25 protein-coding genes are annotated in these 23,358 nt (G+C 59.9%); 10 read left to right on the forward strand and 15 right to left on the reverse strand.

Going from position 1 to position 23,358, the window contains the following annotated elements:
• Nucleotides 1–367 precede the first annotated feature (367 nt).
• The 4 genes from N2601_RS02820 to N2601_RS02835 all read right to left on the reverse strand — a co-directional run bounded on the left by N2601_RS02820 (nucleotide 368) and on the right by N2601_RS02835 (nucleotide 4,290).
• Nucleotides 368–715, reverse strand: coding sequence for a hypothetical protein (locus N2601_RS02820; RefSeq protein WP_104825016.1), 348 nt, complete (start codon nucleotides 713–715; stop codon nucleotides 368–370).
• Nucleotides 716–982: 267 nt separating this feature from the next.
• The gene (cysN, locus tag N2601_RS02825) at nucleotides 983–2,467 is read right to left on the reverse strand and encodes a sulfate adenylyltransferase subunit CysN (RefSeq protein ID WP_104822342.1); all 1,485 of its coding nucleotides are present in this window, start codon (nucleotides 2,465–2,467) and stop codon (nucleotides 983–985) included.
• 1 nt (nucleotide 2,468) lies between these two features.
• Complete coding sequence (cysD, locus tag N2601_RS02830; protein ID WP_104822343.1) at nucleotides 2,469–3,422, reverse strand: sulfate adenylyltransferase subunit CysD; 954 nt, start codon at nucleotides 3,420–3,422, stop codon at nucleotides 2,469–2,471.
• 130 nt (nucleotides 3,423–3,552) lie between these two features.
• A complete protein-coding gene (locus tag N2601_RS02835; protein WP_104822344.1) occupies nucleotides 3,553–4,290 on the reverse strand; it encodes a phosphoadenylyl-sulfate reductase in 738 nt (245 codons plus the stop codon).
• Between the two features lie 489 nt (nucleotides 4,291–4,779).
• On the opposite strand from N2601_RS02835, the gene N2601_RS02840 reads away from it, so the two are divergent.
• A complete protein-coding gene (locus N2601_RS02840) occupies nucleotides 4,780–5,226 on the forward strand; it encodes an RrF2 family transcriptional regulator (protein WP_260303404.1) in 447 nt (148 codons plus the stop codon).
• Nucleotides 5,227–5,236: 10 nt separating this feature from the next.
• Here N2601_RS02840 and N2601_RS02845 read toward each other — a convergent pair whose 3' ends face one another.
• The 4 genes from N2601_RS02845 to betI all read right to left on the reverse strand — a co-directional run bounded on the left by N2601_RS02845 (nucleotide 5,237) and on the right by betI (nucleotide 10,689).
• Entirely contained in the window at nucleotides 5,237–6,598 is a 1,362-nt protein-coding gene (locus N2601_RS02845) for a chloride channel protein (protein ID WP_104822346.1), read from the reverse strand.
• A 195-nt stretch (nucleotides 6,599–6,793) separates the two neighbouring features.
• Nucleotides 6,794–8,443 (reverse strand): choline dehydrogenase, encoded by a 1,650-nt coding sequence (gene betA / locus N2601_RS02850; protein WP_104822347.1) that lies wholly within the window; start codon nucleotides 8,441–8,443, stop codon nucleotides 6,794–6,796.
• A gap of 163 nt (nucleotides 8,444–8,606) precedes the next feature.
• Complete coding sequence (betB, locus tag N2601_RS02855; protein WP_104822348.1) at nucleotides 8,607–10,076, reverse strand: betaine-aldehyde dehydrogenase; 1,470 nt, start codon at nucleotides 10,074–10,076, stop codon at nucleotides 8,607–8,609.
• Nucleotide 10,077: 1 nt separating this feature from the next.
• Nucleotides 10,078–10,689: a transcriptional regulator BetI gene (betI, locus tag N2601_RS02860; RefSeq protein WP_104822349.1), complete on the reverse strand. Its 612-nt coding sequence runs from the start codon at nucleotides 10,687–10,689 to the stop codon at nucleotides 10,078–10,080.
• Between the two features lie 144 nt (nucleotides 10,690–10,833).
• On the opposite strand from betI, the gene N2601_RS02865 reads away from it, so the two are divergent.
• From N2601_RS02865 to N2601_RS02880, 4 genes are all read left to right on the forward strand, one after another.
• Nucleotides 10,834–11,382, forward strand: coding sequence for an HdeD family acid-resistance protein (locus N2601_RS02865; RefSeq protein ID WP_104822350.1), 549 nt, complete (start codon nucleotides 10,834–10,836; stop codon nucleotides 11,380–11,382).
• 231 nt (nucleotides 11,383–11,613) lie between these two features.
• Nucleotides 11,614–11,865, forward strand: coding sequence for a ribbon-helix-helix domain-containing protein (locus tag N2601_RS02870; RefSeq protein WP_104822351.1), 252 nt, complete (start codon nucleotides 11,614–11,616; stop codon nucleotides 11,863–11,865).
• 209 nt (nucleotides 11,866–12,074) lie between these two features.
• Nucleotides 12,075–13,880, forward strand: a complete 1,806-nt coding sequence (locus N2601_RS02875) for a GGDEF domain-containing protein (protein ID WP_104822352.1) — start codon at nucleotides 12,075–12,077, stop codon at nucleotides 13,878–13,880.
• A 79-nt stretch (nucleotides 13,881–13,959) separates the two neighbouring features.
• The gene (locus tag N2601_RS02880; RefSeq protein WP_104822353.1) at nucleotides 13,960–14,958 is read left to right on the forward strand and encodes an NAD(P)H-quinone oxidoreductase; all 999 of its coding nucleotides are present in this window, start codon (nucleotides 13,960–13,962) and stop codon (nucleotides 14,956–14,958) included.
• Here the strand turns inward: N2601_RS02880 and N2601_RS02885 are convergent.
• A complete protein-coding gene (locus N2601_RS02885; protein ID WP_104822354.1) occupies nucleotides 14,939–16,366 on the reverse strand; it encodes an MFS transporter in 1,428 nt (475 codons plus the stop codon). The genes N2601_RS02880 and N2601_RS02885 overlap by 20 nt on opposite strands.
• Nucleotides 16,367–16,467: 101 nt before the next feature.
• Between N2601_RS02885 and N2601_RS02890 the strand changes: the two genes are divergently transcribed.
• Nucleotides 16,468–17,091, forward strand: coding sequence for a helix-turn-helix transcriptional regulator (locus tag N2601_RS02890; protein ID WP_104822355.1), 624 nt, complete (start codon nucleotides 16,468–16,470; stop codon nucleotides 17,089–17,091).
• A 10-nt stretch (nucleotides 17,092–17,101) separates the two neighbouring features.
• On the opposite strand, the gene N2601_RS02895 is transcribed toward N2601_RS02890, so the two are convergent.
• Together N2601_RS02895 and N2601_RS02900 are read right to left on the reverse strand one after the other, a co-directional pair.
• Nucleotides 17,102–17,386 carry an addiction module antidote protein gene (locus N2601_RS02895; RefSeq protein ID WP_104822356.1) on the reverse strand — a complete coding sequence of 95 codons (285 nt, stop codon included), beginning with the start codon at nucleotides 17,384–17,386 and terminating at the stop codon, nucleotides 17,102–17,104.
• Nucleotides 17,387–17,388: 2 nt separating this feature from the next.
• Nucleotides 17,389–17,679, reverse strand: coding sequence for a type II toxin-antitoxin system RelE/ParE family toxin (locus N2601_RS02900; RefSeq protein WP_104822357.1), 291 nt, complete (start codon nucleotides 17,677–17,679; stop codon nucleotides 17,389–17,391).
• 179 nt (nucleotides 17,680–17,858) lie between these two features.
• On the opposite strand from N2601_RS02900, the gene N2601_RS02905 reads away from it, so the two are divergent.
• On the forward strand, nucleotides 17,859–18,866 hold the full coding sequence (locus N2601_RS02905; RefSeq protein ID WP_104822358.1) for an asparaginase: 1,008 nt from the start codon (nucleotides 17,859–17,861) through the stop codon (nucleotides 18,864–18,866).
• Between the two features lie 46 nt (nucleotides 18,867–18,912).
• Here N2601_RS02905 and N2601_RS02910 read toward each other — a convergent pair whose 3' ends face one another.
• A complete protein-coding gene (locus N2601_RS02910; protein ID WP_104825017.1) occupies nucleotides 18,913–19,674 on the reverse strand; it encodes a DeoR/GlpR family DNA-binding transcription regulator in 762 nt (253 codons plus the stop codon).
• Between the two features lie 122 nt (nucleotides 19,675–19,796).
• Between N2601_RS02910 and N2601_RS02915 the strand changes: the two genes are divergently transcribed.
• On the forward strand, nucleotides 19,797–20,153 hold the full coding sequence (locus N2601_RS02915; protein ID WP_104822359.1) for a DUF4406 domain-containing protein: 357 nt from the start codon (nucleotides 19,797–19,799) through the stop codon (nucleotides 20,151–20,153).
• 139 nt (nucleotides 20,154–20,292) lie between these two features.
• On the forward strand, nucleotides 20,293–20,913 hold the full coding sequence (locus N2601_RS02920) for a glutathione S-transferase family protein (protein WP_104822360.1): 621 nt from the start codon (nucleotides 20,293–20,295) through the stop codon (nucleotides 20,911–20,913).
• Here N2601_RS02920 and N2601_RS02925 read toward each other — a convergent pair whose 3' ends face one another.
• Nucleotides 20,914–21,276: an MmcQ/YjbR family DNA-binding protein gene (locus N2601_RS02925; RefSeq protein WP_445944981.1), complete on the reverse strand. Its 363-nt coding sequence runs from the start codon at nucleotides 21,274–21,276 to the stop codon at nucleotides 20,914–20,916.
• A 112-nt stretch (nucleotides 21,277–21,388) separates the two neighbouring features.
• Entirely contained in the window at nucleotides 21,389–21,574 is a 186-nt protein-coding gene (locus N2601_RS02930; RefSeq protein ID WP_104822361.1) for a hypothetical protein, read from the reverse strand.
• A gap of 147 nt (nucleotides 21,575–21,721) precedes the next feature.
• Here N2601_RS02930 and N2601_RS02935 point away from each other — a divergent pair, with 147 nt between their 5' ends.
• Nucleotides 21,722–22,618, forward strand: coding sequence for a LysR substrate-binding domain-containing protein (locus N2601_RS02935; protein WP_104822362.1), 897 nt, complete (start codon nucleotides 21,722–21,724; stop codon nucleotides 22,616–22,618).
• A 6-nt stretch (nucleotides 22,619–22,624) separates the two neighbouring features.
• Here N2601_RS02935 and N2601_RS02940 read toward each other — a convergent pair whose 3' ends face one another.
• On the reverse strand, nucleotides 22,625–23,284 hold the full coding sequence (locus tag N2601_RS02940; protein ID WP_260303406.1) for a glutathione S-transferase family protein: 660 nt from the start codon (nucleotides 23,282–23,284) through the stop codon (nucleotides 22,625–22,627).
• Between the last annotated feature and the right edge of the window lie 74 nt (nucleotides 23,285–23,358).

The following is a 23,358-nucleotide window of genomic DNA, read 5'->3' on the forward strand; positions in this document are numbered from 1 at the left end:
GTTAAAAACCCCGACTCGGGAGAAACGGGCCCCACCCGCTTCTGTCCGCTATTAAGACCGAATTCCTGTAAAGTAATATGATATATTTTTCTCAGAATGACGTTTTCGTGATTTTTCATTTTAAGTTGCATGAAAGCAACATCTGCAAATACAAATAGTAAGTCTGGCATAATATTGCCTGCGTAATAATCATTTCGAAGTAGAAAGAATGGGAAACGACGCCGGACAAGGTGCAGGGGAAGGGTGCGCGCCCAGCAATTCCGCGCAGAAGATCAAAGCCGCGCTCAAGCCACGCCTTCCGCGACATCGGGAGTTGGATTGTACGCGCGATGAAAGTCGAAATGCGCCGGGGTAATTAAGGACGTAATTAATAGAGCGCGGTGCGCTTCGAAGTCGGCGATATCAGCCTGCTCAGCATGGCGCCGATCGCGATGCCCCAGAGAGCTCCGGTCATGGCGACGATGATATCCATCGAAGAGCCATAACTTCCGTTTGCCAGGAAATGCGAGAAGCAGAGCACCGAGACGCTGCCGATCATCAGCAGGCAGGTGAAGGAGGGGGACTGCGGATAGGCAAGTCGCGCCAGCATGCCCGCGACGCAGAGTGCGCCGGCACGATACATGTTGAAGGGGTTGCCAAATTCGGCCTGCCAATTGAGATGCGCAAAGGTCACGGCAACCAGTGCCGCGATGTAGCCCCAAGCGATAATTTTCAAAAACCGACCAGATATCATGGGCCTATTGTACAACAATGGTGGAGCGAAACTCCAGTCTCTGGCGTTTCCCAGGGGTTCTGATCGCCATCTTGGGGTGCACACATTTTGTGTGTTCGAGAAATATATTGTTGTGCGCGACGAAAGACGGAAGCGTTTGCCGTTCATACTTTCTTAAGCGGAGAATGCGCCAACACATGGAGAAACTTTCGACATTTCTCACAAAAAAGGGGCCACTCGGCCCCTTTTCCATCACGAATTTAATTTCGATCAAATATCGCTGGCGGCGTTTGCCCAGATCTCCGCAGCTTGCGCGGCGGTGACGCGGCGAACTTCGGTTTCGTCGCGGCGACTGGCGAAGAGTTCGCTCGCCATGATCTGGTCGGCAAGATCGGCCGGCAGCGACAGGAGGACGCGTTGGCCATCCTTGTGGATGCCGCCGATATCGGTGCGCTTACCGGTGATCATACCGCCGGCGACCGTGTTGTTGCTGTCCGGATCGATCAGGATGAAAGATCCGGTCGAGCGGTTCTGTTCGTAGGGGTCGAAGACCGCAGCCTCGTCGAAGGAAAGGCGGACCTTTCCGATGGCATTCATCCACAGCGACTGTGCCGGTGCCCAGGCGCCGGTCTTCAGCTCGAGCTGAGCGATGGGTTGCACCTGCACGCGCTGGCGGCGGCTGCCGCTCTTCAGCCAATAGCGCTTGCCCGGCTCGATGCCCTCCGGCTGCAGCGCGACGATCTGAGCGTCGAAGGCAAGGCCGGATTGCGGCTGGCTGTCGATGGCGACGATCATGTCACCGCGCGACACGTCCACCTGGCGGTCGAGCACCAGCGTAATCGCGTCTCCTGCGACGGCGGCGTTGCGGACGAGATCGAAGGTAACGATCTTGGAGACATTGGCGACCATGCCCGACGGTAGGATCATGACGCTGTCGCCCGGCTTCACCGAGCCGCCGGCAACGGTGCCCTGATAGCCGCGGAAGCTTTCGCCCGGGCGCGATACGCGCTGGACGGAAAGGCGGAAACCGACCGCCTGAGCCGAACGCACGGTGGCGAGTTCCAGTGTCTCGACCAGCGTCGGACCGGTGTACCAGGGCATCGCGGCCTGGCCGGAATAAACGACATTTTCACCCTTCAGCGCCGACATCGGAATGGCGGTGATCTGCTTGACGCCGAGCGACAGAGCGAATTCGCGGAAATCATGCGAAATCTTCTCGAAACCGGCACGGTCGTAGTTCGTCAGGTCGATCTTGTTGATGGCGAGCACGAACTGCTTGATGCCGAGCAGCGAAGCGATGGTCGCATGGCGGCGCGTCTGTTCGAGGATGCCCATGCGCGCATCGACCAGTAGCACGGCGAGGTCGGCGGTGGAGGCGCCGGTCGCCATGTTGCGGGTGTATTGCTCGTGGCCGGGCGTGTCGGCGACGATGAAGGAGCGCTTGTCGGTCGAGAAATAGCGATAGGCGACATCGATGGTGATGCCCTGTTCGCGCTCGGCCTGAAGGCCATCGAGCAGAAGTGCGAAGTCGGGCAGGCCGAGATCGTTCTGCTTGCCGGTGGAATCGCGCTGCAGCGTGGCGGCCTGGTCTTCCTTCACGGCCTTGGTGTCCCAGAGCAGACGACCGATCAGCGTGGATTTGCCGTCATCGACGCTGCCGCATGTGATCAGGCGAAGCGGACGCGTATCGCGCACTGCCTTGGCAGGCTCGGCGGCAGGCAGGGTGACGACGTTTGCGGTTGCGGCTGCAGTCATCTCAGAAATATCCTTCACGCTTCTTCTTTTCCATGGAGCCGGATTGGTCGCGGTCGATGGCGCGGCCCTGTCGTTCGGAAACCGTGGCGATTTCCAGCTCGGCAATAACATCTTCGAGTGTGGTGGCAGTGGAGCGGATCGCGCCCGTCAGCGGGAAGCAGCCGAGCGTACGGAAACGGATGACTTCCTCGCGCTTGACCTCGCCCGGCAGCAGTTCAAGCCGCGGATCGGCGGCCATGATCATCATGCCGTCGCGCTCGACGATAGGGCGCTTCTCGGCGAAATAGAGCGGCACGATCGGAATGTCTTCGGCCTGGATGTAGCGCCAGATGTCGACCTCGGTCCAGTTCGACAGCGGGAAGACGCGGACGCTCTCACCCTTGCGGATCTGGCCGTTATAGATGTTCCAGAGTTCCGGGCGCTGGTTGCGCGGATCCCAGCGATGGTCCGGCGTGCGGAAGGAATAGATGCGTTCCTTGGCGCGCGAAGCCTCTTCGTCGCGGCGCGCACCGCCGAAAGCGGCGTCGTACTGACCGGCATCGAGCGCCTGGCGCAGCGCTTCGGTCTTCATGATGTCGGTATAACGTGCCGAGCCGTGGGTAAAGGGTGTGATGTTTTCGGCCTTGCCGCGCGGATTGATGTGCTCGATCAGATCGAGATCGTATTTCTTCACGATCTCGTCGCGGAAGGTGATCATCTCGGCGAATTTCCAGCCGGTGTTCACATGCAGCAGCGGGAAGGGCACGCGGCCGGGATAGAAGGCCTTGCGGGCCAGATGCAGCAGCACGGAGGAATCCTTGCCGATCGAATACAGCATCACTGGACGCTCGAATTCGGCCGCCACTTCGCGGAAGATATGAATCGACTCGTTTTCCAGCGCCTTCAAATGCGGATCGAGCGGCGGCTTGGTGCTCTGCGGATTGGACAGTTCCGTATCCGGACGGCTATCGGGCATTTCTAACTCCAGAACTTCAGATAGTCCCGACCGGGAGGCTGGCCGGAAGAATAGGATATGTTTGGTTCCCGGTAGGCTGGCGGCAGGTTGAGCTGCGCCTCATACCGATGCCGGGAACCGGCGGGATACGTCACTGTGCAGCGACTGCGGCTTCCTCCTGAACATGCAGGCCGCATTCGCGTTTCTCATCGTTTTCCCACCACCAGCGACCGGCCCGCTCGGGCTCGCCCGGCTTGATGGCGCGAGTGCAGGGTTCACAGCCAATAGAGGGATAGCCGCGTTGGTGCAACGGGTTCACCGGCACGCTGTTGTCGGCGACATAGGCGCGGATCGCATCGATGTCCCAATCGGCAAGCGGGTTGACCTTGATGAGATTGCGCTCGGGATCGTATTCGGCAAAAGCCGTATCGGCGCGATTGGCCGACTGGCCGCGGCGCAGGCCGGTGACCCAGATCGTGGCGCCGGAAAGTGCTCGCGCAAGCGGCTTGAGCTTGCGCACGCCACAACAGGCATGCCGGGCTTCGACGCTCTCATAGAAACCGTTGAGGCCATACTTTTCCGCATAGGCATCGATATCGGCCTGCTCCGGCTCGTAGCGGCTGATGCGGATGTCGTATTGGCTTTCGGTTTCGTCGATCAACGCCAGCGTTTCGGGAAAAAGGCGGCCGGTCTGCAGCGTTGCAACTTCGATCGGCAGGCGGTGATTGCCGATCTCCGCCGTGATGACCTGATCTTCGATTCCGAGGGAGGTCGTAAAGACGGCACGGCCGCCGAGGCCGGCGACCAGAGACAGACGGCCGGCGAGATCAAGCGACGCCAACCGGCTGTTCAGCGTTCCGGCTTCTTCGATAAGAGTGATGGCAGTCATAGGGAGTCCTGTCCTGATATTGCCCCGGAGTATCGCAGCTTGTCAGCGGAGCGGACAGAAAAATGGATTTCGAAAGCAAGGGAATAGAGAGCAAATATCTCCATGAAGCCACGTCCATGCGGAAAACCGACCGCCTCGGCTGTTAACCAAGACGTTTTGCCCTCTGCGGAAGGCCGGCGTGGCAGCACCGATAAGACTAGTCATATCTAAGTGCTTGCTTTAATGTCTATAGAAATAGTAGGGTTACACGCGGCTTGTCAAACGGAAATCGGAAGTGATGGTCAAAAAGATGCGGAAGGCCGAATTTTGTCCTAAACTGCTGACATAAAATGACAGAATGAAAACAAGGCTGGGTTGCCAGCGATGCCAAGCTATTCGCGGTCTACATATTGATGCGTATGGAAGCTTGGTGAAAGTGTTGAAAGTTCCGAAACGATGTGGCCGGATGTATCGGGTGAGCGCATCGTATGTGTGTGTAGACGGTTCGAAATGATCACTCAAAAAGCAAAATATGCGTTGCGGGCGCTGTCTGCTCTGGCTCAGACCGAGGCGGGCGAGCCGATGATGATTTCCGATATTGCCGCGCAGCAGAAAATCCCGAAGAAATTTCTGGAACAGATCCTTCTCGACCTGAAACATCAGGGCATCGTCATCAGCCGCCGCGGCAAGCAGGGTGGTTATCTCCTGCGCAAGCCGGCGAATGAAATCACCTTCGGCGAGATCCTGCGCATCATCGACGGGCCGATCGCGCCGCTACCCTGTCTTTCCATCACCGCCTATCGTCGCTGCGACGATTGCGATGGCGAACAGACCTGCGAAATCCGCCATGTTTTCGCCAGGGTCGCTGACGCCACCCGCAAGGTCCTGTTCTCGACAACTGTCGCCGATGCGGTGGCGTTGCCGGAAAACGCCGAGGTCACGCGGCTGCTGGCCTGAGTGGGGCTTTTCAGCCGGCGGCGTGCTCTTCGCCAGCTTCTTTCTCGATTGTCCGACGCGCCCGGATCGCCGCGGCGATGAAAACGCGCGAGAGCCCATGATAGAGCGGTTCGCGCGATAGGAGGCGCGAGGTGACATAACCGATCATCGACACCGCCATGATCGGAATGACGGCCTGATGGTCGCCTGTCATTTCCAGGATGATGACGAAGGCCGTCATTGGCGCCTGCACCACGCCTGCGAAATAGCCCGCCATGCCAAGGATCGCCGCCAATGCGATGCTGCTGCCAATGAGAGTGCCGATCGTACTGCCGAAACCGGCGCCGACGGCGAGCGACGGCGCGAAAATGCCGCCTGGAATGCCTGATATCATCGACAGGAAACTTGCCAGCAGTTTTTCGACGAAGAACAGCAGGGGCAGGGCATGTCCTTCCACAGCGCCGCGCGCTTGGTCATAGCCGGTGCCGAACGTGCTGCCGCCGGACGTGACGCCGATCGCGGCAACCACCAGGCCACAGCAACCGGCAAGCATCAGCATGCGCTTGAGAGGCTGCGGTTGTGCCCACCGGCGAACGCGTATGCCGGCATATAGCGCAAAACCGCTGAAAGCTGCCCCAAGCGCGCCGCCGCCGATGCCGCAGATCAGGACGAGCGCCCAATCCGCAAGTGCGGCCGGAGCGGCATTGGCTGTGCCGAAATAATTATAGCTGCCGGAGAGACCGAGGGCGGCAAGGCCGGAGAGGATAACTGCAGTGAGTACCAGACCATTGGCACGCGATTCATAGGTCCTGCTCATCTCTTCGATGGCGAAGACGATGCCGGCGAGCGGTGTGTTGAAGGCGGCGGCAATGCCGGCGGCCGAACCCGCCAAGATCAAGCCTTTGGCCTGCGCCATGCCGCCGAAGCGGGCAACCGCCAGCATGAAGGAGGCGCCCACCTGCACCGTCGGTCCCTCGCGGCCGATCGAGGCGCCGCAGAACAGCCCGAGAATGGTCAGCACGATCTTTCCAAAGGCAAGCCGAAGCGACAGCAGCTTCGTGCGGTCTTCGTCATGATGCAGATGCCGCGCCGCGATCGCCTGCGGAATGCCGCTGCCTTGAGAATTCGGAAACAGTGTCGCCGCAAGCCAGGCTGAGAGCACGAAGCCGAGCGGCGTCATGACGAGCGGCAACAGAGAGGTCCATTCTCCGGAACTTATCACTCCGGCAAAGGCGCGCTGCGCCAGGTCGGCCAGCTTGGCGAAACCGACGCTGATTACTCCGATCGCCAGAGCCCCAGTCCAAAACACCAGCCGCGGCCGCCAGAGATGGATCGAACCCCAGAAAACACGAGAACGGCGGAGGAGTTTGGATTTGCGGTAGATAGGGGGCATGGATTTCGAGCCGGACGGACTATCAAATCGTGACGCTGCACTTTAGGTCCGAACGTTTAACCGCAGGATAAAGATCGCGATAGTCAAACTGTGTTACGGTCGTTCACCTCAGACCCGCATTGACTGACACGACGGTGACCGTCCTTGCCGTCCGGCATCAGCGGGAAGAGGATTATCACTGAAGCCCATCGACGGTTACCGATCGCTCACCGCCCATCGCGGGTTGATCCACGGCTCCTGATTCGATCGCGCCAGCCTTGGCTTGCCGAGAATATGGTCGGCAGCTTTTTCGCCGGTCATGATCGAAGGACCGTTGAGATTGCCGTAGGTGATGTGCGGAAAGATCGAGCTGTCGGCGACGCGCAGGCCATCGACGCCGATGACGCGGGTGTCCGGGTCGACCACGGCCATGGGGTCGTCCTTCGAGCCCATCTTGCAGGTGCCGCAAGGGTGATAGGCGCTCTCCAGATGGTGGCGCAAAAAGGCGTCGATCTGGTCATCGGTCTGGACGTCTGGGCCTGGCTGGATTTCCGGGCCGCGATATTCGTTGAAGGCCTCTTGCCCGAAGATTTCGCGTGTGAGGCGCACGCAATGGCGGAATTTTTCCCAATCCTCCGGATGGCTCATATAGTTGAAGCGGATGACGGGATCGGCCTTGGGGTCAGAGGAGCGCAACGTCACGGCACCCCGCGATTTCGACAGGTTATAGCCGACATGCGCCTGGAATCCGTGGCTCTTCGCCGCCGCCTTGCCGTCATAGCTGATGGCGACCGGCAGGAAGTGATATTGGATATCGGGCTGCTTGACCCCCGGCGCAGATCGCACGAAGGCACAGGCTTCGAACTGGTTGGAAGTGCCGAGGCCGGATTTGAAGAACATCCACTGCGCGCCGGCGATGCCCTGCATGTACCAGGGCAGCCAGGAATAGAGCGAAACCGGCTTCAGGCTGGTCTGCTGGAAATAGAATTCCATGTGGTCCTGCAGATTGGCGCCGACGCCCGGCCGGTTCACTTTCACCTCGATGCCCATCTCCTGTAGATGCGCCGCAGGGCCGATGCCGGAGAGCATCAGCAGCTTCGGTGAGTTGAAGGAGGAGGCCGAGACGATGACCTCGCGGTTCGCCTTGACGATCTCGATCTTGCCACTGCGTTCGATTTCGACGCCTGTCGCACGGCCGTTTTCGATCACCACCCTGCGGGCGAGGCAACGGATCAGTTGGACATTCGGCCGCTTCAGCGCCGGCTTCAGATAGGCGGTCGCCGCCGACCAGCGCCGGCCGGCCCAGGTGGTCTGTTCCATCAGGCCGAAGCCTTCCTGCTTGCCGCCGTTATAATCTTCGGTCGCCTCGAAGCCCGCCTGCTTGCCGGCTTCGATGAAGGCATGGAACAGCGGATTGCGGGCATCGCCGCGCCGCACATGCAAGGGGCCGTCGGTCCCGCGCCAGCCCTCTTCGCCGCCATGCGAATGTTCCATCCGCTTGAAATAGGGGAGCACATCGGCATAGGCCCAGCCATTAGCGCCAAGCTCCTCCCAGCGGTTGAAATCCTCCGCGTGACCGCGGACATAGACCATGCCGTTGATCGAGGACGAGCCACCAATGACCTTGCCGCGCGGCGCCGTGATGCGCCGGTTGTTGAGCTGCGGCTCCGGCTCGGAGAGATAACCCCAATTGTAGCGGCTCATGCTCATCGGCCAGGCAAGCGCCGCCGGCATCTGGATGAAGGGTCCAACATCGCTGCCGCCAAATTCCAATACGATGACCGAATGCTTACCGTCTTCCGACAGCCGATAGGCCATGGCGGAGCCGGCGGAACCTGAGCCGATGATGACGAAATCTGCCTGCATTTTTGTCTCCGTGTGGCCGCCCCGATCCTTCGAGGCTCGCCTTTGGCGAGCACCTCAGGACGAGGCGGATCATCGTCTGCGTTTGCGATTGGTTGTTCTCGACCTCACCCTAAGGTGCCGCCGCAGGCGGCCTCGAAGGGCGGGGTTGAGCCGCGATGTTGCGTTAATAAGGCGCCTGCACCGGCCCCATGCCGACATAGACCGTCTTCAGCTCGGAATAATGCTCCAGCGCCGCCAGCGAGTTTTCGCGGCCGAAGCCGGATTGCTTGGAGCCGCCGAAGGGGATTTCCACCGGGGCAAGGTTGTAGGTGTTGATCCATAGCGTGCCGGCTTCGAGCTGGTCGACGATGCGGTGCGCGCGAGTGAGATCGGCGGTAAAGACGCCGCCGGAAAGGCCGAATTCGGTGGCGTTGGCGCGAGCGATCACCTCTGCCTCGTCATCGAAATCCAGCACGCACATCACCGGGCCGAAAATCTCTTCGCGGGCGATCGTCATGTCGTCGGTGACATCTGCGAAAACGGTCGGCTGTACGTAATAGCCTTCGCCGGCGACATTGTTGGGAATGCCGCCGCCGGCGACCAGCGTCGCGCCTTCCGCCTTGCCCTTCTCGATATAGGACAGCACCTTCTCGCGCTGCGCCCAGGACACCATCGGGCCGATTTGCGTTGCCTCGTCCATGGGGTCGCCGATCACCATGGCCTCGGTGCGGGCCTTCAGGCGCTTCAGGAATTCGGACTTGATCTTCCGGCTGACGAAGACGCGCGTGCCGTTCGAGCAGACCTGGCCGGTCGAATAGAAATTGCCGAGCATGGCCCCGCCGATGGCGCTGTCGAGATCGGCGTCGTCAAAGACGATCAGAGGCGACTTGCCACCGAGCTCCATGGTGACGTGCTTCAGGCTTCCCGCAGCCGATGCGGCGACCTTGCGGCCGGTCGGCACGGAGCCTGTCAGCGACACCTTGGCAACGTCGGGATGGTTGATCAGTAGAGGCCCGGTTTCGCGGTCGCCCTGGATAACGTTATAGAGCCCCTTCGGCAGGCCGGCCTCAATCAGGATCTCGGCAATCTTCAGCGCGCCGAGCGGCGTGTTTTCGGAGGGCTTGAACACCATGGCGTTGCCGGCGACCAGCGCCGGCGCGCCCTTCCAGCAGGCGATCTGCTGCGGATAGTTCCAGGCGCCGATGCCGACGCAGACGCCGAGCGGCACACGCTTGGTATAGGCGAAATCGCCGCCGAGCGGGATGTAGGAACCGTTGAGGCCGGCAGCGGCCACGCCGCCGAAGAATTCGAAACTGTCGGCGCCCGAGGTCGGGTCCGCGACGATCGTCTCCTGGATCGGCTTGCCGGTGTCGAGCGTTTCCAGTTCGGAAAGCTCGCGGTTGCGCTCGCGCATGATCTCGGCGGCGCGTTTCAGGATGCGACCACGCGCCGTCGGGCTCATCGCCGCCCATTCCGGCTGCGCGCGTTTGGCGCTGGCGATCGCTTTTTCGACGATGGCGGGAGTTGCCGCATGTAGCCGGGCAATAACTTCACCGGTCGCGGGATAGATGCTTTCAATGGCGGTGCCGTCGGTGTCCTCGACATATTCCCCATCGATGAAATGCGAGGCTTTCGGCTGGGCTTTGAGGGTCATTTTATCGGTCCTTTTGAAGGGCGGCCTTTTGGGAAAGCGGCGCAAGCAGAGCGTTGATGTAATCTTCGGTAAGCGCAATCGACGCTTCGATGCTGATCGGCGCCGATCTCAGACTTTGACGGATATAGAGACCATCGATCATCGCAGCAGCGCCCTCGGCGATGCGTTCTGCGTCTTCGCCCGAACACAGCGCCTTGAGGTTGGCAAGCAGGTTGGAGCGCAGCCGCCTTGCGTAGATGACGAGGAAGCGGCGCGTCTCCTCGGAACGCTGAGCCTCGGCATAGAAGGCGAGCCAGGCGGCAATCGTCTCCGGCGCGAATTGATCGGCCTGGAAACTGACGCGGATGATGGCGGACAGTTTGTCTCGGGGCGTCTTTGCCGAGCTCAGCGCTGTCACCACGCTGTCGCGCAGGCGCTGTAAGTGACTCCTGACGGTCTCGATCAAAAGCTGTTCTTTGCTGCCGAAATAGTGATGGGCGAGGGCGGGAGATACTCCTGCCTGCTTGGCGATTTCGGACATGGTGACGGTCAGCGAGCCGTGATCGCCGATCACGCGCATCGCCGCATCCACAAGCGCCTTGCGGCGCACCGGTTCCATCCCGACTTTCGGCATATATCACCCCTGAGCTGGCGGTGATTATATTTTTGATTGACTGATCAATCAACAAAAAATTAGAGCCGATTTGACCGACAACAGAATCTGCTGCTTTCCGAGATACATCCTGTATCATACCCCCGGGAACGAGGAGGTGCAGTCATGGTCAATGTTCTGGAGGAAGTTCCGCCATCCGCTGTGCGCGGCAAATGGGGATGGTTCGTTGCGCTGGGTGTGTTTCTGCTCATTTGCGGCGGGATCGCATTTGGCAATCTTTTCATCGCGACTGTCGTATCGGTCTATTACGTCGGCATGCTGATGCTGATCGGAGGCGTCATTCACCTGGCGCACGCCTTTCAGGTCCGAGGATGGGAGCATATTCTGTTCTGGGTGCTCAGCGGCCTGCTCTATACGCTCGCTGGTCTTCTTGCCTTCGCCAATCCCTTGCTCGCCTCCGAAGCGCTGACGCTGTTTCTTGCCGTCGCGTTGCTCATAGCCGGCACCTTTCGCGTTTGGGTCGGCCGCAAGGTGAAGCCGGAACCGGGTTGGATATGGATTGTCATCGGCGGGGTGGTGACGGCACTCGCCGGCATTGCCATCGCTGTTGGCTGGCCGCTCAACAGCCTCTGGGTTCTCGGCCTGTTCCTCGCGGTCGACCTTATATTTCAAGGTTGGACGTTGATGGCCTTCGGCTTCGCTCTTAGGCAGTAGCGGCGGGTGACGAGAGGGTAACGAACTACTACTTTTGACAAGAAGTGTGAGCGGCGTTACTCTTTGAAGGCTTCCGTGGAGGAGCGGAGTGGCGCTTAGCTGACGTTACGGCAGGCGCAGTTATCTGAGCATGCATATCTATTGAGATGTGCCTTCGAAGCTCCGACAATATGCATTGGAATATATCTCCAGCAAAGAGTTTTTCTAAAGAACTAAAAAGGGAGAAATATCATGCCGATGGTAACGGTTTCCATCTCTCCGCTTCAGGCTGCCGGCATCCGCGCGGCTGTTGACACCGGAACGTATGCTTCGAGTAGCGAGGTCGTGCGCGAGGCTCTGCGCATGTGGGATGCGGCGCGCAAGCGTGGCGAGATCTGCGATGTGCCCCACGCAGCCAATGATCCCGATAGCGTCGCGAAGAGCAGCCGCTGCGTTGCCGACATGTTCGCTGATTACGAGGCGGAACGACGCCGGCATAACTGAGCGGAGAACCACAACATCCGCCAGGAGATGACCGGCCGCCCCTGGATCGAGGCGGCTTGGCCATGGGTTAACACCCTTTTACCATTCACGAAACTTTCATATGGGGGAAAGGTTTCGTTGACCGTTGTGACGCATCTTGAGCCGAAAATCCGACGAAATCCAAAGTTTTACGCAAAACTTAGATCTAAAATTCTTAAGTGGAGAGGGGCATGTCCCTGACTGCCGCCATCGAGCCGGGTGCATTGCGCCGGTATGCTAGTGACCAGATTGTTACGCTCGCCAAGCTCGTTATCGAAAATGCTTTCCAGCCGATCGTCGAGACAGGCACAGGCGCGGTTTTCGGCTATGAATCCTTGATGCGCGGGCAGGAGCGCATCGGCTTCGACAGCCCGATCGAAATCCTTGACGAGGCCGAGCGCACCGGCCAGCTCCTGGGCCTGGAACAGATGGTGACGAGCCGGGCACTGGCGAAATTTGCGACCCTTGCCAATGCCAGAACCGCAACCCTCTTCCTCAATCTCGATGTCCGGCTGATCCCGCAGGGCGAAATGCTGGTCGACGGTTTGCTGCAGCACATGAAGAAGGCCGGCATCGCGCCGTCCTCTGTCTGCTTCGAATTCTCCGAGCGCTTCGACAATACCAGCGTGCCGGAATTTTGCGATCTGGTCGCCAAAATGCGCGACGCCGGCTTCAAGCTTGCGATCGACGATTTCGGGGTCGGTCACGGCGAGATGAAGCTGTTATCGGACTATCCCGTCGACTATCTCAAGATCGATCGGCACTTCGTCGCCAATATCGATCGCAACGCCCGCAAGCGTCACATTCTCAGAAACCTCGTCCATATCGCACATGTCCTTGGCACGCGCGTCATCGCCGAAGGCATCGAGACCGAAGCGGAGTTCCTGGTTTGCCGCGAATTCGGTGTCGATCTCGTCCAGGGCTGGTTCATTGCCCGGCCGACGACGCTGATCAACGAGCTGAAACCCAGCTTCCCGCATCTACAGGATCTCGGCAAAATGGTCCGCAACAGCCAATCGCTGGACGAAATTCTCATCCGCAAACAGATCGAAGTGTTGCCGACCATCCGCGAGAATGACAGCATCGACAGCGTTTTCGAACTCTTCCGCCGAAATCCACGGCGAGCCTATTTTCCGGTCGTCAATGCCAACGGCGAGCCGCGCGGCATCATTCACGAATACCGGCTCAAGGAATATATCTATCAGCCCTTCGGCCGCGACCTGCTGAAGAACAAAGTCTATGAACGTTCGATCTCGCATTTCGTCGAGATGGCACCGATCGTCGGTCTGGATTCCGACGCCGATACCCTGATGACGATCTTTGCCAATATGGAAAGCAGCAACTGCCTGATCGTCACCGAGGGTACGCATTATGCCGGCATTGTCTCGGCCGCGTCGCTGATCAAGGTCATCAATGAGAAGCAGCTCAAAATTGCCCAGGATCAGAATCCGCTGACCGGCCTGCCGGGCAATCGCGCCATTCATAATTTCATGCAGAATGCCGGTCGCGACGGCGACGAGATCAGGCACTTCTGCTATTGCGATTTCGACAATTTCAAGCCGTTCAACGATGCCTACGGCTTCCATCTCGGCGACCATGCCATTTCGCTGTTTGCGGCGCTGATGCGGCGCTACTTTTTCGCCGAGCGCCATTTCCTGGGCCATGTCGGCGGCGACGATTTCTTCATCGGCGTGACGGGTTGGAATGTTGACGAACTGCGCGAGGTTCTGGATCGGCTGCTTACCGATTTCCACGCCGACGTCCTGGAATTCTATTCGGCGGAAGACCGCGCCGCCGGCCGCATCCGCGGGCACGACCGCAGCGGCGCGGAGGCGTTGTTCCCGCTAATGCGTTGCTCCATAGGCATCCTGGCATTGCCCGAAGGGCTGGTCATCGATGATATCAGCCGCGTCAGCACCTCGATTGCCGGCATCAAGGCAAAGGCGAAGGAAGACAAAATCGGCGTGGCATATTTGAGTCTGGGCGAGACGAATTGACGCCCTCCCATACCGGCTTCTTTTCAGGCAGCATGCGCTAAACTATCTCCACTGCTTTGCTGGGAGAGGAGAACGAGCCATGCACTTGCCGTCTGAAATGCGTTTTGTGGATTTGCCATCCTTCGGTGCTCCCGAGGTCATGACGATTGCCCGCAGGCCTCTGCCGGTGCTCAAGGACGGCGAGATCCTCGTTCGCGTCGAGGCGGCCGGCGTCAACAGGCCGGATGTTGCCCAGCGCCAGGGCATTTATCCGCCGCCGAAGGACGCAAGCCCTATCCTTGGCCTGGAAATCGCCGGCGAAGTCGTCGATGTCGCACGTGGCGTCACGGAATTCGCCATCGGCAACAAGGTATGCGGCCTCGCCAATGGCGGCGCCTATGCCGAATATTGCGTTCTCCCGGCCGGCCAGGCGTTGCGCTTTCCAAATGGCTACGACGCCGTTCGCGCGGCGGCGCTGCCCGAGACGTTCTTCACCGTCTGGGCCAATCTTTTCCAGATGGTCGGCCTTACCGAAGGCGAAAGCGTCCTGATCCACGGCGGCTCCAGCGGAATCGGCACGACGGCGATCCAGCTCGCGCACGCTTTCGGCGCCACGGTCTACGCCACCGCCGGCTCGAAGGAGAAATGCGAAGCCTGCGAGAAGCTCGGCGCGAAGCGGGCCATCAACTATAAAGAGGAAGACTTTGCCGAGGTCATCAAGGCGGAAACCGGCCATGGGGTCGATGCCATCCTCGACATGATCGGCGCTGCCTATTTCGAGAAGAATCTGGCTTGCCTCGCCAAGGATGGCTGCCTGTCGATCATCGCCTTCCTTGGCGGCGCGGTGGTCGAGAAGGCCAATCTGCAGCCAATCATGGTCAAGCGCCTGACGGTCACCGGTTCGACCATGCGCCCGCGCACGGCGGAAGAAAAGCGCGCCATCCGCGACGATCTCCACTCCCAGGTCTGGCCGCTGCTTGATGAAGGGACCGTCGCGCCCGTCATTTACCGAACCTTTGCCTTCGAAGACGTCGTCGAGGCGCACAAGCTGATGGAGACCAGCAATCACATCGGCAAGATCATGCTGAAGCTGGCCTGATGAGGGTGAACGAGACGGTGACGGCAACGAGGCCCGGCAGCGCCATAGACGCATAAAGCCAGGTGGCGGCAGACACGCTACCGGCGATGCCGCCGGGGTCGGCAAGTCCGGCGCTGTTGACGATCACGCCCGCCAGCGAAGCGCCGAACGCGCCGCCGAGCGACTGCACCATCGAAATGGCCGCCGAAGCCTTGTCCTGCTCGGCACCGCCGACAAGGCGGATGATCCCTGCGATCAGATGCGCCCAGCCAAGACCGACGCCGAAACCCATCAGAAACATGGCGACAACGGTGGGAGCAAGCCAAACGAGCTCTCCAGTCGGATTGTCTCGGGCTACAAAGGCGATCAGTGAAGCGGTGGCGGCGGTTTCGAGCACGCTGCCGACGATGATGGCACGGGCGGCTTGCTTCCCCGAAAACGAGGCGCTGATGAAGGCGGCCGCGGTCCAGCCGAGCGCCACGAGCGCGACGAGATAGCCTGACGCCAGCGGCGCGACACCGTGCATGCTCTGCAGGAAGTAAGGGATATAGATGTCGCTTGTCAGTACCATCATCATCGCGAACATCATCAGATAAAGCCGGGAGATCGGCCTTGCGAGCATGACGGCGTCCTTCGGCAGGAGCCTCGTTTTGCTCTTGCGCTCGAGGACCAGCATCGCCGCGATGAAGGTGACAGCGAGGCCGATCAGCAGGATCTTCGTCGATCCGTGATCGCTCGTGCCGGCAAGGCTCATCAGCAGGACCGCGGTGAGCAGAAGCGCGATCTGGATCAATGGCGGTTTTCCCTCCGCGCGGTCGTCCTCGACGCGCGGCAGCAGCCATCGCGCCGAAAAAGCCATGATGCCTGCCACCGGTACGAGGATAATGAAGGCTTCGCGCCATGCGCTGCCGGCGGAAAACAATCCGCCGAGCGTTGGCCCAAGCACCGTCGCCACGCCCCATAGTGCGGCATAGAGTGTGGAGGCCTTGCGCCACAGCGGCTCGGGGTAGACGAAGCGGACAAAGGCATAGGCGAGGGCCGCGAGCATGCCGACGCCGAAGCCTTGTACGGCGCGTCCGGCCAGCACGACAGGCATCGCCGGCGCGGCGGCGCAGATCAGGTTTCCCACTCCGAATATCAGCGCCGCAGCGACATAGACCGCGCGCAGGCCTATGCCTCTCGGCCGTGTCGCAACGGTGATCGAGCCGAGCACGCCGGCGGCGACGAAAAGCGTCGTCATCCAGGAAAACAGCTCCAGGCCGCCGATATCGCGAACGACGGAAGGCGCGATCGTCGCAGTGATATAGGATTCGACGGCATAGAGGGCGACGCCGCCGCCGAGCATCAGGGTTGGTGCCAGAAACTCAGGTGAGAAGAGGGTGAAGAGAGAGGTAGAGCGGGATGAATCTGCATTTTGGATGCTCGACATCGGATGATCCTCGGCATTTTCCCTAGCGAATAATTATTTTCCAAGTTATAAATTGGAAAATCACACAGTCTCGAAATTAAAACAAGAAAAAACTTGGAAAAATGCGCCAATCGCCCGTCAATCGTATCTCGATCCTGTTGAAAACCGACGGCCCACAGCTCGCATCGACGATCGGTAATGCGCTCGGCATATCGTCGGAAGCGGCACGCCAGCAACTGACGAAGATGGGAGAGGAGGGCTTGGTCGAGCCAGTGACGGAATCAGCATCCGGCAGGGGCCGGCCGCGGCAGTTCTGGCACCTGACGGCCGCCGGCAGCCGCCAGTTTCCAGACGGCCATGCCGATCTGACCGCGACACTGCTGACGACCATGGCCAAGCAGTTGGGGCAGGGTGCGGTCGATGCGGTCATTTCCGCCCGCGAGGCGGAGACCTTAAAGCGCTACCGCAGCGAGATCGACGTCTCCGCCGATCTACCATCGCGCGTCGCGATGCTTGCGGCCATCCGCACGCGCGAGGGCTATATGGCGGATTATTGGCCGGAAGAGGACGGTTCGCTGGTGCTGGTGGAGAACCATTGTCCCATCTGCGCTGCCGCGACCGCATGCGTCGGCTTCTGCCGCTCGGAACTCGAGACCTTCCGTGCGACACTTGGGGCAAGCGTGGAGCGGGAAGAGCACATCCTCCTCGGCGCGCGGCGCTGTGCCTACCGGATTCGAGCGCTCTGAAGTGAAACGGCTATGCTGCCCGTACAGTCAATTTCAAACCGAGAGCGCGAATGACGCCTGATAGCGTTTCCAGTGTCGGATTACCGCCTTCGCTGAAGGCCTTGTAGATCGTTTCGCGGCTGACCCCGGCTTCCTTTGCGAGCTGCGTCATGCCGCGGGCACGGGCGACGTCACCGATGACTGCGGCAATAAGTGCAGGGTCGCCGTCCTCGAATGCCGCTTCGACATAGGCTGCAATGGCTTCAGGACTGTCCAGATGTTCCGTCGGATCCCAAGGTTTGGTTTCGAGTGCCATGATCAAGCCTCCTTCGCGAGTGCTTTAGCCTTTGCAATATCGGCGTTCTGAGTGCTCTTGTCGCCACCGCATAGGAGCAGAACGAGTTCCTGGCCGCGTTTATGATAGTAAAGCCGATATCCCGGGCCGTAATCGATGCGAAGTTCGCTGATGCCTTCGCCGACAGGCTTTACATCGCCGGGATTTCCAAGCGAGAGGCGACGAATCCTCACCTGGATACGAGCAACCGCGTTGATATCTTTGATTTTGCCAAGCCACTCAGCGAACTCAGCGGTCTGACGGATTTCGATCATTTGTGTACTATAATACACAGAATTTCACTGTCAATTATAATACACAAAGCTATCGGTATTGAACCCAGATGATATGAAGGAGGTGGCGGCCAACGGTCATCGATTCCTGAGCCGGTTGGCAATCCTCTGCGCAGCGGCTATCAGTAGCGTATACCGCAAATCAAAGAGCGCTTCCGATCATGTCCAATCCCGTCTGCGTCGAAATCACCCGTGGAAATCTCGTCGAGAGCCGTCATCGCGGTTCGGTTGCCGTCGTCGATGGCGATGGGACGTTGGTGCTGTCGCTCGGCGACATTGAGAGTGGTGTGTTTCCGCGTTCTGCCTGCAAGGCGATGCAGGCTTTGCCACTGGTAGAAAGCGGTGCGGCGGATGCCTATGGCTTTGGCAACACGGAATTGGCGCTGGCCTGCTCCTCGCATAGCGGCGAAGACGCGCATGTGGCGCTGGCTGCCTCCATGCTCGCCCGCGCCGGGCGGGACGTCAGCGCGCTGGAATGCGGCGCACATTGGTCTTTCGAGCAGAAGGCGATCATCCACCAGGCGCGCACGGTCGGAAAGCCGTCGGCGCTGCACAACAACTGCTCGGGTAAACACTCCGGCTTCATCTGCGCCTGCTGCCATCAACATATCGATCCCAAAGGCTATGTCGGCTACGACCATCCGCTGCAGCGGCAGATCCGCGAGACGATGCAAAGCCTGACGGGAACGCCGCTTGGTTACGACAATTGCGGCACCGACGGCTGCTCGATCCCGAACTACGCCGTGCCGCTCAGAAGCTTGGCGCATGGCTTCGCCAAGATGGCGACGGGCAACGGCCTGGAGCCGCTGCGCGCCAAGGCCTCGCGCCGCCTGTTCGAAGCCTGCATGGCTGAACCCTTCTATGTTGCCGGCACCGGCCGCGCCTGCACCAAGCTGATGCAGGTCGCCCCCAGCCGCATCTTCGCCAAGACCGGCGCCGAAGGCGTATTCTGTGCAGCAATTCCTGAACAGGGCGTCGCGATTGCGGTCAAATGCGATGATGGCAGTGCCCGCGCAGCAGAAACCATGGTTGCAGCCGCGCTCGCCCGCTTCTTTGAAAAAGACAGTGACGTCCATGCCGGTCTGATGGGAATGGCCAATAGGGCGCTCAGCAACTGGAACGGCATCCATGTCGGCGACATCAGAGCCGCGGCCGCACTGGCGGCATAAAACGCCGGTAGAAGACTCCAACTTGGATGTGCATAGCGCATCTGCGTCAGTCGCCGACGGTGAAAATCGGAACCTGTGCGCTGCGATAGGGCGCCAGGCTCGCCTCACTGATATCTGACGGCACGACCATGCCCGAAACCGCCGTGATGGGCAGGATATGGCAGGGAGAGGCGGCATCCAATTTCTCCTGGGTCACCATCACATAGGTTTCCGCCGAGCATTGCGCGATATGCCGTTTGATGGCGGCCTCCTCGAAATCGCCGGTAGAAAGGCCGTGAACGGGGTGAATAGCGGTGACACCGAGGAAGAAAATGTCCGGGCGCACCAGTGAGATTGCCGCAATCGCCGCCGCGCCCGTCGCCACCATTGAGTGTTTGTAGAGTTTGCCGCCGATCAGGATCACGTCGGCTGTCGGATGATGTTCCAGCTCGCCCGCGATCGTCGGGCTATGCGTGACGACGGTGAAGGCAAAATTCCGGGGAAGATGGCGGGCGATTTCCGCCGTCGTCGTTCCACCATCGAGAAACACCGTCCGTCCTGGTCGGACCATCCTCGCCGCATAGGCGCCGAGCTGCCGCTTCGCATCCGGCGACACGCCCCGTCGCGTTGAGAAATCCGGCAATTCCGGTGTGAGCGGCAACGCGCCGCCATGCACGCGCTTCAGCAGCTTTTCCGCCGCCATTTCCCTCAGGTCCCTGCGGATCGTGTCTTCGGACAGACCCAAATCATCGGCAATTGTCTTGGCAATTACCTGGCCGTCGCGGCGCAGGATATCGAGAATGAGAGTCTTTCGCTGGACTGTAAGCATGCCTGATTCCGCACGATAATTCATGGAATGACGTGAATTTATCAGAAATGAGTCGACAATCAAGAAATTTAGCGCATATTCGTGCAAATTCCTGCATGGTGCGGGAAAAGAGGAGATATGACATGTTGATCTTGATTGCTGGGCCATATCGTTCGGGAACCGGAGACGATCCACGGAAGATGGCCGAGAATCTCAAGCGGCTGGAGGAGCCGTCCTATGCACTGTTCAAGGCGGGGCATGTGCCTATGATCGGCGAATGGGTCGCCTTGCCGGTCTGGCACGCTGCGGGCGGCAAAAGTATCGGCGACGATCTCTATGAAGAAATATTCCACCCGACCGCTGGTCGGCTGCTGCAATTGTGCGAGGGCGTTCTCAGGCTCCCAGGCGAGTCCAAGGGAGCCGACAATGACGTGCGCATCGCCGGCGAACGCGGTATCCCGGTCTGGTATCGGCTGGAGGATGTGCCGGGCTGCGGCTAACGGACTGGCGGCGTGCCTCCCACAAGGGCGATGCGCAGACGGCATCCATCAAAAGCTTTCATGATCGATATCAGTGCTGGCCACTTCCGTATTGCCACGGTCGCAGCTAACGTCGAGTGAAATCGAGGAGGAAACGGATATGCTGAATTTGTATTTCTCACCGGGTAGTTGTGCGCTCGCCAGCCTTATAGCACTCGAGGAGTCGGGCCTCGCCTACGAGGCGCGGCGCCTCAATTTTGCCGTTGGAGAGCAGCGTTCGCCGGATTATCTGGCAATCAATCCCAAGGGACGTGTTCCGGCTCTGGTGACCGACAAGGGCGTCGTCACGGAAAACGTGGCGATCCTTGCCTATGTTGCCCAGATCGCGCCGGCTGCCCGGTTGGCGCCACTCGACGATCCCTTCGATTTTGCCCGCATGCAGGCCTTCAACAGCTATCTCGCCTCGACCGTCCATGTAAACCACGCTCACAAAGGGCGCGGCTATCGCTGGACCGACGATGCCGCGGCAATCGAAGCGATGAAGGCCAAGGTGCCGCAAAACATGGGCGAGTGTTTCGCGCTGATCGAGGAGAAGATGCTGGAAGGGCCGTGGGTGATGGGCGAGCAGTACACCGTCGCCGACGGCTATCTCTTCACGCTGGCAAGTTGGTTGCCGGGCGATGGCGTCGATCGGGCCAGCTTTGAGAAGGTCAGCGCCCATCACGCGCGTATGCTGGAGCGCCCGGCCGTGCAAAGGGCCATCGCCGCCGAGCGGGTTTGATCACTCGGCGACGAAAGCAGCCCGCAATTTCTTTGGTGCCCGAAACCGCCAGGCCTCGATCAGCCGCAGTTGCAGTTCGTCGTCGCCGATGGCGGCGATGCGCAATGGCAGCGACGGCCAGCCGACATAGTGATCCGTCTGGAAATAGATCTCCGGCGCCATCTCGATTAGCTGCTCCTTGCGGTCGATCGGCACCGCCAGCACGATCGTCTCGTCATTCTTGATGGAAACGAAAGCCTTGCCGCCCACCTTCAGCGCCGGCATACCATAGTGGGTGCTGATCTCGACCTCGGGTAGGCGGGCTTCCGCTACAGCGCGTTGGAGGCGCTGGAAGATCGCGTCAATATCGATGCCTATAGCCATACTGCGCTATCCCGTTCCGATCGGATATCGTTGAGGAAACATACATGATCGGAGGCGGGCGCCGAAGAGCTGGTTGGGATCGTTCAGCGCCGTGAGATGACTTGTTCCTGCATTATACGCATTCTTTCAATCTCAGATCTTGCCCCTCCGCCTTCCGCCCCAAATTCTCCGGCGTCAACGGCAGATCGGCCAGTTCCTCCAGCGACATGGCCGCCAGAGCCGGATGCTGCAACGGGTCGTCCTGCCGCTCGCTGTCGTCGTGCAGCAGATGATTCAAGAAAAGCTTCAGTATCGACATGCCATGCCTCCTCGTTCTTCCGCGATGATGCGCCCTGAGGCGGTTAGTCGGCGGGACGGTGGCGGTTCGGGTTTTATGCCGCGATGATCGCGCGCATCGGGCAGCTTTTCAATTGAGAATGCCGGCATGCTGATATAGATATTCTATATGAAGAATCTCAACAGCGTTCATCTGAATGGTCTCCGGGCGCTAGAGGCCGTGGGACGGCTCGGGTCGTTGCAGGCGGCCGCCGATGAGCTTGGCGTGACCATCGGCGCCGTCAGCCAGCAGGTGATCAAGGCCGAGGCGCAATTGGGGCGACCGGTTTTCGAGCGCACGCCGAAAGGGATGACGGTGACGGAGGCGGGTATCTCGGTTCTGGCGCGGCTCGGCGAAGGCTTTCAGGCGCTCTCGGCGGCGGTCACCGCCGCACAGCATCGCGACGACAATATCCTCACCATCTCGGTTGCGCCGGTCCTCGCCGCCCGCTGGCTGGTGCATCGGCTTGATCGCTTCGCCAAGCGCCATCCGGATATCAGGCTCCGCATCGACGCCACCACGCAACTCGTCAATCCGGCAACATCGGATGTCGATATCGGCATCCGGGTCGGCAATGGGCACTGGCCGGGCGTGAAATCCGAACTGCTATTGGCGCAGGAAATCTTTCCGGTCGTCACACCGCAGATCGCCGCCAAACTCAAGCAGCCTGCGGATCTGTTAAATGTGCCCGCCGTCATTGACGGGCATGCCATGTTCACCTGGGATGTCTGGCTCAAGGAGGCAGGCCTCTCCGGCAAATGCATGGAAGAGCGACATATCTTCAACGATGCGTCGCTCTGCCTCGATGCCGCCATGTCGGGCCAGGGCGTAATGCTTGCCTGGCAAACGCTGGCCGCCTATGCGTTGCAACAGAAGTGCCTCGTGGATCCCTTCGGTATCCGCGCCAAAACCGGTATCGGCCACTATTTCATCACGGCGGAAGGCGTGCGCGAGGCGAAAAAAGTCACCGCCTTCAAGAGCTGGATCAGAGAAGAGATGGATGAGAGCATGCAGCTCTTCCGTTGAGCGGCCTCAGATCGGCTCCTTGCCGCGTGTTGCCTGCATTGCCTTATAGGCGGCTCGCGACTGGCAGCGCTCGATCCAAATCTTTACGTTCGGATGGCTATCGAACAAAGCCTGTTCGGTCTGCGCATAGCGCAGCACCTCTGCGAGATTGAGATCGGCGACGGTGAAGCGATCGCCCAGGAGGTATTCCCGGTTCGTCAGGTGCTTTTCCAGCACGCCGAGTGGCCGCTTCAGCGACCGGCAGGCAACCGCGATTCCAGCCTTGCCTGCATCGGTGTTCTCCTGTGCGCGGTCATATATGCGCACGAGGGCCACGGAATGAGGCTCTACCTCCGTTGCCGCCCACATGGTCCACATGCCGAGCAGACCCTCTTCCTCCACCGTCTGCCCCGACAGCGGTCCGCCATACTTGCGGGCGAGATAGAGATTGATGGCGAGCGATTCATGCATGACGAGATCGCCGTCCTTGATGGCGGGGATCATGCCCATCGGATTGACGGCCAAGAATTCCGCCGACATCGTATTGACCGGCGCTTCTGGGTTTAAGGGATTACCGAGCCGGCTGGCCCGGATCACGGGCACGGATTGAAAGGGAATGCCAAGCTCCTCCGCCATCCAGTAGTTGCGCGATGCGCGTGAGCGATAGACGCCGTAAATTGTCAGCATAGTCGGTCTCCGAAAATCGAGTCGAAGCGAGGTTATTGGCGGCGTTCGGTAAACGGAAGAGGCGCGGGTTTATA

It is taken from the genome of Rhizobium sp. CB3060 (assembly GCF_025200735.1).
GTDB lineage: Bacteria > Pseudomonadota > Alphaproteobacteria > Rhizobiales > Rhizobiaceae > Rhizobium.

Coding starts and splice junctions, on each gene's coding strand:
- betA (WP_104822347.1), bottom strand. CDS start 8,443: ATGCAGGCAGATTTCGTCATCATCGGCTCAGGTTCCGCCGGCTCCGCC.
- N2601_RS02845 (WP_104822346.1), bottom strand. CDS start 6,598: ATGCCCCCTATCTACCGCAAATCCAAACTCCTCCGCCGTTCTCGTGTT.
- N2601_RS02935 (WP_104822362.1), top strand. CDS start 21,722: ATGAAGAATCTCAACAGCGTTCATCTGAATGGTCTCCGGGCGCTAGAG.
- N2601_RS02920 (WP_104822360.1), top strand. CDS start 20,293: ATGCTGAATTTGTATTTCTCACCGGGTAGTTGTGCGCTCGCCAGCCTT.
- N2601_RS02915 (WP_104822359.1), top strand. CDS start 19,797: ATGTTGATCTTGATTGCTGGGCCATATCGTTCGGGAACCGGAGACGAT.
- N2601_RS02940 (WP_260303406.1), bottom strand. CDS start 23,284: ATGCTGACAATTTACGGCGTCTATCGCTCACGCGCATCGCGCAACTAC.
- N2601_RS02930 (WP_104822361.1), bottom strand. CDS start 21,574: ATGTCGATACTGAAGCTTTTCTTGAATCATCTGCTGCACGACGACAGC.
- N2601_RS02925 (WP_445944981.1), bottom strand. CDS start 21,276: ATGGCTATAGGCATCGATATTGACGCGATCTTCCAGCGCCTCCAACGC.
- cysN (WP_104822342.1), bottom strand. CDS start 2,467: ATGACTGCAGCCGCAACCGCAAACGTCGTCACCCTGCCTGCCGCCGAG.
- N2601_RS02910 (WP_104825017.1), bottom strand. CDS start 19,674: ATGCTTACAGTCCAGCGAAAGACTCTCATTCTCGATATCCTGCGCCGC.
- N2601_RS02890 (WP_104822355.1), top strand. CDS start 16,468: ATGCGCCAATCGCCCGTCAATCGTATCTCGATCCTGTTGAAAACCGAC.
- N2601_RS02865 (WP_104822350.1), top strand. CDS start 10,834: ATGGTCAATGTTCTGGAGGAAGTTCCGCCATCCGCTGTGCGCGGCAAA.
- betI (WP_104822349.1), bottom strand. CDS start 10,689: ATGCCGAAAGTCGGGATGGAACCGGTGCGCCGCAAGGCGCTTGTGGAT.
- cysD (WP_104822343.1), bottom strand. CDS start 3,422: ATGCCCGATAGCCGTCCGGATACGGAACTGTCCAATCCGCAGAGCACC.
- N2601_RS02895 (WP_104822356.1), bottom strand. CDS start 17,386: ATGGCACTCGAAACCAAACCTTGGGATCCGACGGAACATCTGGACAGT.
- N2601_RS02900 (WP_104822357.1), bottom strand. CDS start 17,679: ATGATCGAAATCCGTCAGACCGCTGAGTTCGCTGAGTGGCTTGGCAAA.
- N2601_RS02870 (WP_104822351.1), top strand. CDS start 11,614: ATGCCGATGGTAACGGTTTCCATCTCTCCGCTTCAGGCTGCCGGCATC.
- N2601_RS02905 (WP_104822358.1), top strand. CDS start 17,859: ATGTCCAATCCCGTCTGCGTCGAAATCACCCGTGGAAATCTCGTCGAG.
- N2601_RS02840 (WP_260303404.1), top strand. CDS start 4,780: ATGATCACTCAAAAAGCAAAATATGCGTTGCGGGCGCTGTCTGCTCTG.
- betB (WP_104822348.1), bottom strand. CDS start 10,076: ATGACCCTCAAAGCCCAGCCGAAAGCCTCGCATTTCATCGATGGGGAA.
- N2601_RS02885 (WP_104822354.1), bottom strand. CDS start 16,366: ATGTCGAGCATCCAAAATGCAGATTCATCCCGCTCTACCTCTCTCTTC.
- N2601_RS02875 (WP_104822352.1), top strand. CDS start 12,075: ATGTCCCTGACTGCCGCCATCGAGCCGGGTGCATTGCGCCGGTATGCT.
- N2601_RS02880 (WP_104822353.1), top strand. CDS start 13,960: ATGCACTTGCCGTCTGAAATGCGTTTTGTGGATTTGCCATCCTTCGGT.
- N2601_RS02835 (WP_104822344.1), bottom strand. CDS start 4,290: ATGACTGCCATCACTCTTATCGAAGAAGCCGGAACGCTGAACAGCCGG.